The organism is Mycolicibacterium vaccae NBRC 14118 = CIP 105934 (assembly GCF_001552715.1).
Taxonomy (GTDB): domain Bacteria; phylum Actinomycetota; class Actinomycetes; order Mycobacteriales; family Mycobacteriaceae; genus Mycobacterium; species Mycobacterium vaccae.
This window is the reverse complement of record NZ_BCRS01000188.1, coordinates 1-10,896: the sequence shown is the minus strand read 5'-3', so window position 1 is coordinate 10,896 and position 10,896 is coordinate 1. Positions and strand designations below refer to the sequence as shown.

Genomic DNA, 10,896 nt, shown 5'->3' with positions numbered 1-10,896 from the left:
TCCCCGTGCGCGAGCAGCGCGGCCGAGCCGCCGCCCGCGGTCGCCGGCCCGGTGGACCTCGGCGACGGGCGCACACTGTATCTCGACTGCCAGGGTGCCGGTGCGCCAACGGTTTTCGTGATCCCGGGGCTGGGCAGCTACGCCGAGGTGTGGAACCATCTGATTCCCGCCGGGGACCCGGTCTGGGCGAGCCCGTACGACGACATCGAACTCGCCGACCCGGTGCCCGGCCCCGACGCGGCGCAGCCGGTCATCGCGCGGACGACGCGCGTGTGCACCTACGACCGGCCCGACACCCGTCCCGACGGCGACCACCGGTCGACGCCGGCGACGCAGCCGCACAGCATCTCGCGGGACGTCGACGACGTGGTGGCACTGATCGCGGCCGCGCGGCTGCCCACGCCGCTGGTCTTTGTCGCCCACTCCTACGGCGGGCTGGTACTGGACCTGCTGGCCCGCAGGCACCCCGAACTGGTGGCGGGTCTGGTGTTCGTCGAGCCGACCTCGGAGTTCCTGCCCGGGCTCGGAAGCCCGGCCCAGAACGCGGCGTTCTACGTCGCGGGCAGCCAGGGGCGGGCGCCGGGGGAGAGCGTGTGGTTCGAGGACGCCTTCGCCGAAGTGGCCGCCGCGCCGCCGCTGCCGCGCGTCCCGGCCGCGGTCCTCAGCGGTGACCGGTTCCCGCCGCCGGCGCAGCTCACCCCGGACACCTACACGCAGGCACAGATCCACCGCGCCAACGACTTGCTCGCCGCCGCGCTGGGCACCACCAACGTGGTGGTGCCGGGGGCCGGCCACAACATGATGCTCTACCAGCCCCGCGCCGTCGCCGACGCGGTCGTCGCGGTCGTGCAGCAGGTGCGCTCAGGCGGCTGACCGCCCGGCCCGGCGGTACTGGTTGCCGCCGGATCGCTTGGCCTCGTACATCGCCGCGTCCGCGGCTTCGACGAGCTCGCCCAGGATCTCCCGGGTGTCGGTGTCGCGGTGGAGCCGGGCGCACACCACACCGACGCTCGCGGTGACACCCCACGAACTCGTCGCGATCGTGGCGCGCAGCCGCTCGGCCAACGCGTCGGCGTCGTCCTCGCGGGTCGCCTCGGCGATCAGGAATTCCTCGCCCCCGACCCGCCCGACGATCGCCTGCCCGCGGGTGGCCTGCCGCAGGCTGGCCGCGACGGACACCAGCAGCCGGTCACCGGTGGCGTGCCCGCGGGTGTCGTTGACCCGCTTGAAATGGTCGAGATCGATCATCGCCACGGTCAGATGCGGCAGCCCGCGGGCCGGCGCCGTGCTGACCAGGTACCGGACCGCCCGATAGAAGCCGCGTCGGTTGCGCAGCCCGGTCAGCGCGTCGGTGTGCGACTGCAGCGCGTCACCGCCGAGGAGGTGCACCAGCACCTGCGCCGAGAACGGCACGGCCAGCACCCCGACCGCGATCATCAGGAACGCGACGGTGGCCAGGTAGCCGTCGCCCGCGGCGGTGATCTCGGCCGCACAGCGCAACGCCACCGCGGTCGCGGTGGCCAGCACCATCACCAGATGGTGGGTGGAGTGGAAGAACGCCACGTAACCGGCCAGCGCCGCGAAGGTGATGCAGGCGAGCAGCCCGGTGAGCGGATCCGGCCACACCAGCGCCAGCGCGGCGATACAGATGGTGGACACCACCGCGAACGCCACTGATTCCCGCCGGGTCGGCCAGTGCGAGAACCAGACGACGGCCATCACCGCGCACATCACCACCACTGCCACACTGACCACGCGGCCGAGGTTCGTGTCGGGACCCGACGGACTGAGCAACATCAGGCCCGGCACGATCCCGAGCACCGCGACGATGCCGCCCATCATCTTGCGGGTGAATCCGCGGAGATAGCGTGAGCCGAGGTAGCCCGACAACCAGTGGTAATGGTCGGGTTGGCCCCACCACTGGCGTATGCGTCTCACGCGACCGATGTTAGTGACTGAACCGGGCCGTGCGGGAGGGTGCGATTGTGGCAACGATCGATGTCAGTCTGCGCGCAAACCCCCGGGTTATTGCCGGGTGGGCGTGGGTACCCGCTGGCATCACCCGAGGAGGAATCATGGTCGACACAACCCACCGGGGCCGTAAGGGCGCGATGCAGATCCCGAGGAGCCGCGGTGCGGTGAGCGGCCTGCTGATCGTGGCGCTGGGTGTTTGGGGTGCGCTGGCGCCCTTCATCGGCCCGCTGTTCGACTTCGCCTTCACCCCGGACCGGCCGTGGGCGTGGACCGCCGGCCGTGGCTGGCTGGAGGTGCTGCCGGGCCTGGTCGCCGTGTTCGGCGGTTTGCTGCTGTTCGTCTCCCGCAACCGTGCCACCGCCATGCTCGGCGGATGGCTGGCCGTCGCCGCGGGCGCCTGGTTCGTGGTCGGGCGCGCGGTGGCCGGTCCGCTGGGCCTGGGCAGCGCCGGCCGGCCGGTGGCCGAGAACGAGACCAAGCAGGTGTGGCTCGAACTCACCTACTTCTCCGGGCTCGGCGCATTGATCGTGTTCCTCGCCGCGCTGGCCGTCGGCCGGTTGTCGGTCCGCACGGCCCGCGACGTCGCCTACCGTGAGGCCCGCATGCACGCCGCCGAGACGCACGCGGTGACCGAGGGCGCCCCGGCTGGCACCGCGGGCTGGGGCCAGTCCGAGGACTCGGTGACCCAGCCCGTGACCCGCAAGCGGCACGGGCTGTTCGGCCGCCGGCGCCACAAGGATCGCGACACGATGGCCGTCTAGCGAGAGCGCTGGAGCAGCCCGAGCAGTTGCAGATCGGTGACGTACTTGACGATGACCTGCGCCGACAAGTGCGGGATGTCCTTGTCCGGGCCGATTTTCGCGTCCTGGACCGCTTCGCGGAACCGGTCCGTCGGTGCGACGGCGCCGCACACCGGTATCTCGGGCTGCTGGTAGTTGTGCAGCAGCGGCAGCAGCGAGGCCTGGCGCTGCCGGTCGGGCAACGCGTTGACCGCCACGGTGAAGCGCTGCAGCCACGTCGGGTAGTCGCCGACACGTCGCACCGGATAGCCGGCCTCGATGAGCCAGTCGACAAACTCGTCGAGACCGATCCCGTCGTCGTGAGGGTTCATCACGTGGTAGGTCTCGAACCCTGACACCACCTGAGCACCGAGGGTCGAGATAGCCTCGGCGACGAACTCCACCGGGAGCCCGTCGTAGTGTGCGCGCGGGCGGCGGCCGTCGGCGTCGAGTCGGTAGAAGGACTCCGGGGCGACGCCGGTGGCGACGAGGCTGAGGATCAGCCGGGTGAACATGTCCGGCAGATTCAGCTGCCCGGCATAGGTGGTGTCGGCCAGGATCATGTCGCAGCGGAACACCGACACCGGTAGCCCGCAGAGGTCGTGCGCCTCGCGCAGCAGCACCTCACCGGCCCACTTGCTGGTGCCGTAGCCGTTGGCGTAGCTGTCGTCGACCTTGCGCGTCGCGCTGATCTGCCGGACATCGCCGTCCTCGGTGAACCGGCCCGGTTCGACGCCGGCGCCGACGGCCATGGTCGACACGTAGGTGAACGGCTTCAGCTTGGTGGTCAGCGCGAGGCGGATCAGTTCGGCGGTGCCGACCACGTTCGGGCCGAACAGTTGGTTGTACGGCAGGACGTGGTTGACCAGCGCGGCTGGGTCGACGATGAGGTCGACGGTGTCGGCGAGGCGCTGCCACGTGCGCGCATCGAGGCCGAGATCGGCGTCGCCCTTGTCCCCGGCGACAACCTCCAGGTGGTCGGCGGCCAGCCGCCGGTAGTGTTCGAGCAGCTTCGGATCCCCGCTGTCGAAGGTGCGGTCGAGCCGGTCGCGGGCTGCCGCATCGTCTTTCGCGCGGACCAGGCAGATCAGCGTGCCGCCGACCAGTGACAGCCGCTCCAGCCATTCCAGGGCCAGATACCGGCCGAGGAAACCGGTGGCCCCGGTCAGCAGGACGGTCCGGATCTCCGCGGCGGGCCCAGGCAATGCAGGAGCCGCGGCGAGGGTGTCGGTGTCCACGAACTTGTCGAGCGTGAGGTCACGGGCATACACCTCGGTCACCGGTTGGTCCGAATGCTGGTGCACCGAGGTGAAACTCGGCCGCGCCGAGCCGGTGGTCCGCGCGGTCTCGATGTGACCGGCCAGTGCCTGGAGATCGGTGGCCGGGCTGACGATCACCCCGACGGGAATCTCGACACCGAAGATGTCGTGCAGCAGATTTCCGAAAGTCAATGCCGACAACGAATCTCCGCCCAGATCGGTGAAGTGGGCGTCCGGCTGCAGATCGGTGGCGGCGGCGCCGAGCAGGGCCGCAGCGGCGCGCAGCACGGTCTCCTGCACCGGACGTTCGGCGCCGGACCGGCGAAGTTCACGTAGCTCGTCGGTCTGTCCCTCGGCGAGTTCGGCGTAGAGGGCTTCCAGCCGGTCGCCGTAGCGCTCCTTGAGTGCGGGCCGGGCCAGCTTGCGGATGCCGGTCAGCAGGCCGTTCTCCAGCGTGAACGGCGTGGTCTCGATCAGGAAATCGCGGGGGATCTCGTAGGACTGCAGGTCGGCGGCCCTGGCCACGTCCTGAAGTGACTCGGCGACAGCAGTTTTCACGTCCTCGCGGGCCAACGCCGCGTCGGTGGGCACGACCACGGCCAGCAGGTAGGGGCGCGCGCTGTTGCCGTAGACGTAGATCTGGTGGATCAGCGGACTGTCGCCGAACACCGCCTCAAGTTTGGAGACGGTGACGAACTCGCCCTGGGAGAGTTTGAGCACGTTGTTGCGGCGGTCCAGATAGGTCAGTCGATCCGGTGCGGTTTCGGCGACGATGTCCCCGGTGCGGTAGTAGCCGTCCTCGTCGAACATCTCGGCGGTGATGTCGGGACGTTTGTAGTACCCGGGGAACAGGGTCTCGGATCTGACCAGGAGCTCACCGCGCGGATGCGGGCGGTCGGTGGAGAAGTAGCCGAGGTCGGGGACGTCGACGAGCTTGTAGTCGATGACCGGTGGGCGTTGGATCTGCCCGTCGACCAACACCGCACCGGCCTCGGTGGAGCCGTAGCCGTCGATCAGGTGCATGTCGAGAAGTTGCTCGACGAAACTCTCCATCTCGGCCGACAGCGGTGCGGACCCGGTCATCGCGCTCACGTAGCGGCCCCCGAGCAGGCTCTGGCGCAGATCGGCGAGCACGTCGGCCGCGTCGGCCGTGCGGCGCTCGAGCTCCTTGGCCACCTCGGCGAAGATGATGTCCCAGATCCGCGGCACGAAGCTCAGCTGCGTCGGACGCACCAGGGCCAGATCCTCCAGGAACGTCGAAAGGTCGCTCTTGGCGGCGAAATACGCGGTACCGCCCGCGCCCAGCGTCGCGTACAGCAGGCCGCGGCCCATCACGTGACTCATCGGCAGGAAGTTCAGCGTGATCGACGGAAGCGGGCCGTGGTCACCCCAGAAGGACCGGCTCGACCGGCGCCACGTGGTGGCCACCAGACGCTCGGTATACATTGCGCCTTTGGGGGCGCCGGTGCTGCCGGAGGTGTAGATCAGCAACATCAGCGTGTCTGCGTCGGGCGAGAACTGTTCACGCGCAGGCATTGTCGACCCGCGGGCGATGACCTCGGCGAGGGTCTCGATTTCCAGCGGTGATCCGGCGGCGCGCAGCCGCGCTGTCGCGGAGGTGAGCGCGTCGCGGTGGTCGTCGACCTCGGCACGGTGGTCGAACACCACCAGGCGCGCCGCGTCGGGCGCGTCCAGGGCCAGCGCGACGGCGTCGTCGAGGGTGTCGACCGACGACGCGATGAGGACCGGTTCGGTCTCGGCGATGATCGGGCGCAGGGTGCTGAGCGGCGCGCTGGTCTGCAGCGGCACCAGGACGGCGCCCAGCATCGACAGGGCCATGTCGACGGTCGTGTAGTCGACGCTGGTGAAGCCGAGCAGGGCGACCCGGTCACCGGGATGCACGTCGGTCAGCGCGGCGGTGACGCCGTGGATCCGGTGAGCCAGTTCCGCGTAGGTGATGGTCTCGAAGTGGGGGAGGAGTTCGGCGACGGTTCGACCCGTGGCGTCTTCGACGAATCGCACGGCCCGCCGGGCGAGTGCGGGGCGGTCGGCGTATCCGTCCAGGACCGTCCGCATGATGTCGGGCAGATGTGCCGCGTGCTCTTCGACGGCGGCGGCGACGGTCTCGTCGGGCACGGCGGCAGCGAACTGGGGGTCGGTGGCGAAGAGGTCGGCGATGCGACGGGCAAGGCGGCCTTCGCGGGTATCGGTAGACATGGTCTGTCCTCAGATGGATCGCGGGGTGGCGGACGCGGCGATGCGCCACCAGAAACTACGTTAGTAGAACTAAGTGTATTCCGGCGACGGTAGGCAATGCCGCTGATAAACAGCTGTGAATCCCTGCGGCCCTGTCGATCTCACGAACCGGGCTGAGTGGTTGGTCACAGTGCCGCACCTGTGGTTAGGCGTGCCACATCGGGGTCGGTGCGCGCCGGGTGCGTGCGCGGGCGCGATTACCGTGGGTCATCGATCGACTGATTCGTCCGAGGAGGCCAGAGGGTGCACCCGCAGTCACAGCGGCTCGCCGAGTTGTTGTCGGCCCGAGTCGCGTCCGGCGTGCCCGACGACCTCGCGGCCATCGTCCTCGGTCCGCGCCTGCGTGGGCTCTGCGATGCCCTCGGCGCGCCGGAACGGGACTGGTGGCAGCTCGCCCGGTGGGCCACCCGCCTGGACGACGCCGACCAGCGTGACGCGTTCGGCGCCTACCTCGACGTGCTGGTGGCATACCGGTGCGGCCACCCGGGCGAGCACGGCGAGGATGTGGTCTCCGACCTCATCGCCCACGAGGTCGACGGCGACGGTCTCACCGCCGACGAGATCCGGGAGATCCTCGTCGATTTCGTACGGGCCGGCGCTCAGCCGGTGTAGGCCATCACGTGCTTGATGCGCGTGTAGTCCTCCAGGCCGTACATCGACAGGTCCTTGCCGTGGCCTGACGCCTTGAACCCGCCGTGGGGCATCTCCGCGACGAGCGGGATGTGGGTGTTGATCCAGACGCAGCCGAAATCCAGGGCGTTGGACACCCGCAGCGCACGGGACACGTCCTTGGTCCACACCGACGACGCCAGTCCGTACTCGACGCCGTTGGCCAACGCGATCGCCTCGTCCTCGCCCGAGAACGACTGCACCGTGATGACCGGGCCGAAGATCTCCTGCTGAATCAGCCGGTCGTCCTGGCGGAGCCCGCCGATCACCGTCGGCTCGATATAGAAACCCTTGTCGCCCTGGCGGTTTGCGCCCACCGCCACGGTGGCGTGGGACGGGATGTCCTCGAAGAAGGACAGCACCCGCTCCATCTGGTTGACGTTGTTGACCGGCGGTACCCAGGCGTCCTCGTCGTCGGCGGGCCGGCCGAACGTGGTCGTGGCGCCCTTGGCCTGCTCGGCCAGCGCGGCCGTCAGGTCCGCCGCGATCGACGCCGACGCCAGCACCCGGGTGGCGGCGGTGCAGTCCTGCCCGGCGTTGAAGTACGCCGCGGTGGCGATGCCCTCGGCGGCCGCCGCGAGATCGGCGTCGTCGAACACCACCACCGGGGCCTTCCCGCCGAGCTCCAGGTGGGTGCGCTTGAGGTTGCCGCCCGCGCTGACCGCGACCGCCTTGCCCGCGGCCACCGATCCGGTGATCGCGACCATCTGCGGGGTCGGATGGGAGACGAGGTTCGCACCGGTGACACGGTCACCGGTCACGACGTTCAGGACGCCCGGGGGCAGGTGCTTGGCGGCCAGCTCGGCCAGCATCACCGTCGTCACCGGGGTGGTGTCGCTGGGCTTGATCACGACCGTGTTGCCCGCGGCGATGGCCGGGCAGATCTTCCAGATCGCCATCATCATCGGGTAGTTCCACGGCGCCACCTGGCCGATCACGCCGACCGGCTCGCGGCGGATCCACGAGGTGTGGTCGGCCAGGTACTCCCCGGCGGATTTACCCTCCAGCACCCGCGCCGCACCGGCGAAGAACCGGATCTGGTCGACCATCGGCGGGATCTCCTCGACCGCGGTGACGTGATTGGGCTTCCCGGTGTTGCGGCCTTCCGCGGCCACCAGTGCGTCGGCGGCCTTCTCCACCTCGTCGGCGAAGCCTAGCAGTGCCTTCTGGCGCTCCGACGGCGTGGTCTTGCGCCACCCGGTGAACGCCCTGGCCGCCGCGGCGTAGGCGTTGTCCACGTCCTGCTCGTTGGACACCGGCGCGGTGCCGTACTCCTGCCCGGTGCTCGGATCGACCAGCGGCATGGTCGCACCGCTGCTGGAGTCGACGAGTTGGCCGTCGATGAAGTTCCGGACCGTGGTCATGTCAGTCAGCTCCTCTGGTCAGAGATCGCGCAGGATGAGTTCGAGAACGTCGAGGCCTTCGAGCAGAAGCTCGTCGCTGATCGCCAGCGGGGGCAGGAATCGCAGCACGTTGCCGTAGGTGCCGCAGGACAGCACGATCACGCCGGCCTGATGCGCGCCCGCGAGCAGGTTCCGGGTCAGCTCCGGGTCGGGGTCCAGCGTGCCGGGTTTCACCAGTTCGACGGCGATCATCGCGCCGCGGCCGCGGACGTCGCCGATGCGCTCGTCCTCGGCCTGCAGCCGGCCCAGCCTGTCCTTCATCAGCGTCTCGATCTGCGCCGCGCGCTGCACCAGGCCCTCGGCCTCGATGGTCTCGATGGTGGCCAGCGCGGCCGCACATGCCACCGGGTTGCCACCGTAGGTGCCGCCCAGCCCGCTGACGTGCGGGGCGTCCATGATCGCTGCGGGACCGGTGACCGCCGAAAGGGGCAGGCCGTCGGCGATGCCCTTCGCGGTGACGATGAGGTCCGGGACGATGCCCTCGTGTTCACACGCGAACATCGCGCCGGTGCGCGCGAAGCCGGTCTGCACCTCGTCGGCGATGAACACCACGCCGTTGGCCCGGCACCACTGGAGCAGGGTCGGCAGGAAGCCTTCGGCGGGCACGATGAAACCGCCCTCGCCCTGGATCGGCTCGATGACCACCGCGGCCAGGTTGTCGGCGCCGACCTGCTTGTCGATCACGGTGATGGCGCGCCGGGCGGCGAGCTCACCGTCGGTGGCCAGCTCCTTGCCGAACTCGGCGTCGCGGAACGGGTAGGACAGCGGCGCGCGGTAGATCTCCGGGGCGAAGGGGCCGAAGCCGTGCTTGTAGGGCATCGACTTGGCCGTCAGCGCCATCGTCAGGTTCGTCCGGCCGTGGTAGGCGTGGTCGAACGCCACCACCGCCTGTTTGCCGGTGTAAGCCCGGGCGATCTTGACGGCGTTCTCGACGGCCTCGGAGCCGGAGTTGAACAGCGCCGAGCGCTTGTCGCCGTCGCCCGGGGTCAGCCGGTTGAGCGCTTCGGCGACGGCCACGTAGCCCTCGTACGGGGTCACCATGAAGCAGGTGTGGGTGAAGTTGCGCAGTTGCTCGGTCGCCCGCTCCACCACTCTGGGGGAGGAGTTCCCGATGGTGGTGACCGCGATGCCCGACCCGAGGTCGATCAGCCGGTTGCCGTCGACGTCTTCGACGATGCCGCCGAACGCCCGCGCCGCGTAGACCGGCATCGTGTTGCCGACGCCGCGGGCGACCGCTGCGCCCTTGCGCGCGATCAACTCGGCGGAGCGGGGGCCGGGGATGGCGGTGGCGAGGTGGCGGCTCTGTTCCAGAGCGCTCACAGAAGACCTCCTACAGACTGAGCGGAACGTGAGTTCGGCGACTGCCGTGTTACCGGTCGAGCCTAGCTGCTGAAGGTGCCGATCCGTCGAGAAGGCGGGCATCATGTTGCGGAATCGACAGATGAACGCCGCAGCGGCGACTGATTCCGTCGCGAACAGCGCCGATGGTGCCGGGTGGGGTAGGGCCCGCGCGACCGGGGTCGTGGTTCGGGGGCCCCGCAATGGCACACTGGTCAACTGAGTCCGTGCGACGGGCTCTCGCTGCTGCAGGTCCGCGAGCCTGTCCGCATGACCGAATACCCAAGAATTTAGAGAGACACTGCCGCCATGGATCTGGTCGTATTCCTGCCACTGCTCATCATCATGGGCGCGTTCATGTTCTTCGCCTCAAGGCGCCAGAAGAAGGCCATGCAGGCGACCATCGACCTGCACAACTCACTGGAGATCGGCGATCAGGTGCACACCACCTCCGGCCTCAAGGCCACGATCGCCGGCATCAGCGACGACTACGTCGACCTGGAGATCGCCCCCGGGGTGGTCACCACCTGGATGAAGCTCGCGGTGCGTGACCGCATCGTCGACGACGCCGACGACGTGGACGATCTGGACGACGACGCCGAGACCGGCGCCGAGATCGTCGATCGGCCCAACACCAAGACCGACAGCTGAAATCTCAGCGGGAGCACGTAGTCTTTCCGTGCTTCTGCGTCTGTACGTGCTTTCGCGCCCTGGTGCGGTACCCGACGAACTGATCTCGAGGAGACTCTGACCCGTGGCATCGCCTTCGACGGTTCACCCTGCCCGCTACCTGGCACTGTTCCTGGTGCTGCTGATCGGCGCGTTCCTGCTGGTGTTCCTGACCGGCGACAAGAAGGCCGAACCGAAACTCGGTATCGACCTGCAGGGCGGCACCCGCGTCACCCTGACCGCACGCACACCGGACGGTTCGCCGCCCTCGCGCGAGTCGCTGGAACAGGCCAAACAGATCATCGGCTCCCGCGTCGACGGTCTCGGCGTCTCGGGCTCCGAGGTCATCATCGACGGCCAGAACCTGGTGATCACCGTCCCCGGCGACGACACCAGCGAGGCGCGCAGCCTCGGTCAGACCGCACGGTTGTACATCCGGCCGGTCGTACACGTGATCCCGGCCGCCGGCGCGATGCCGCCCGGCGAGGAGGCCGGCCCGCAGGGTGCGCCGCCGGGCGCCGAACCCGGCGTTCCGGGCGTGCCTCCCGG

At 69.3% G+C, this 10,896-nt stretch carries 8 protein-coding genes and 1 pseudogene; 5 read left to right on the top strand and 4 right to left on the bottom strand.

The genetic code is table 11. From position 1 onward, the window contains the following. Positions 1-873: alpha/beta fold hydrolase (locus MVA01S_RS25895; RefSeq protein ID WP_060941746.1), on the top strand; the 873-nt coding region annotated here is incomplete at its 5' end. Here MVA01S_RS25895 and MVA01S_RS25890 read toward each other — a convergent pair. Continuing rightward, a complete protein-coding gene (locus MVA01S_RS25890; RefSeq protein WP_040543194.1) occupies positions 862-1,938 on the bottom strand; it encodes a GGDEF domain-containing protein in 1,077 nt (358 codons plus the stop codon). The two genes, MVA01S_RS25895 and MVA01S_RS25890, sit on opposite strands and share 12 nt — an antisense overlap. A gap of 137 nt (positions 1,939-2,075) precedes the next feature. On the opposite strand from MVA01S_RS25890, the gene MVA01S_RS25885 reads away from it, so the two are divergent. Next, complete coding sequence (locus MVA01S_RS25885) at positions 2,076-2,735, top strand: hypothetical protein (RefSeq protein ID WP_003933797.1); 660 nt, start codon at positions 2,076-2,078, stop codon at positions 2,733-2,735. Here the strand turns inward: MVA01S_RS25885 and car are convergent. Next, entirely contained in the window at positions 2,732-6,229 is a 3,498-nt protein-coding gene (gene car / locus MVA01S_RS25880) for a carboxylic acid reductase (protein WP_003933798.1), read from the bottom strand. The genes MVA01S_RS25885 and car overlap by 4 nt on opposite strands. A gap of 282 nt (positions 6,230-6,511) precedes the next feature. Here car and MVA01S_RS25875 point away from each other — a divergent pair, with 282 nt between their 5' ends. Further along, positions 6,512-6,880 (top strand): cytochrome P450 family protein, encoded by a 369-nt coding sequence (locus MVA01S_RS25875; protein ID WP_003933799.1) that lies wholly within the window; start codon positions 6,512-6,514, stop codon positions 6,878-6,880. On the opposite strand, the gene MVA01S_RS25870 is transcribed toward MVA01S_RS25875, so the two are convergent. Continuing rightward, entirely contained in the window at positions 6,868-8,301 is a 1,434-nt protein-coding gene (locus MVA01S_RS25870) for a gamma-aminobutyraldehyde dehydrogenase (protein WP_003933800.1), read from the bottom strand. The two genes, MVA01S_RS25875 and MVA01S_RS25870, sit on opposite strands and share 13 nt — an antisense overlap. An 18-nt stretch (positions 8,302-8,319) precedes the next feature. Continuing rightward, the gene (gabT, locus tag MVA01S_RS25865) at positions 8,320-9,660 is read right to left on the bottom strand and encodes a 4-aminobutyrate--2-oxoglutarate transaminase (RefSeq protein WP_003933801.1); all 1,341 of its coding nucleotides are present in this window, start codon (positions 9,658-9,660) and stop codon (positions 8,320-8,322) included. Between the two features lie 327 nt (positions 9,661-9,987). On the opposite strand from gabT, the gene yajC reads away from it, so the two are divergent. Then, the gene (gene yajC / locus MVA01S_RS25860) at positions 9,988-10,329 is read left to right on the top strand and encodes a preprotein translocase subunit YajC (RefSeq protein WP_003933802.1); all 342 of its coding nucleotides are present in this window, start codon (positions 9,988-9,990) and stop codon (positions 10,327-10,329) included. Positions 10,330-10,432: 103 nt separating this feature from the next. Continuing rightward, positions 10,433-10,896 (top strand): annotated as a pseudogene (locus MVA01S_RS25855) (protein translocase subunit SecD); the annotation flags it as partial.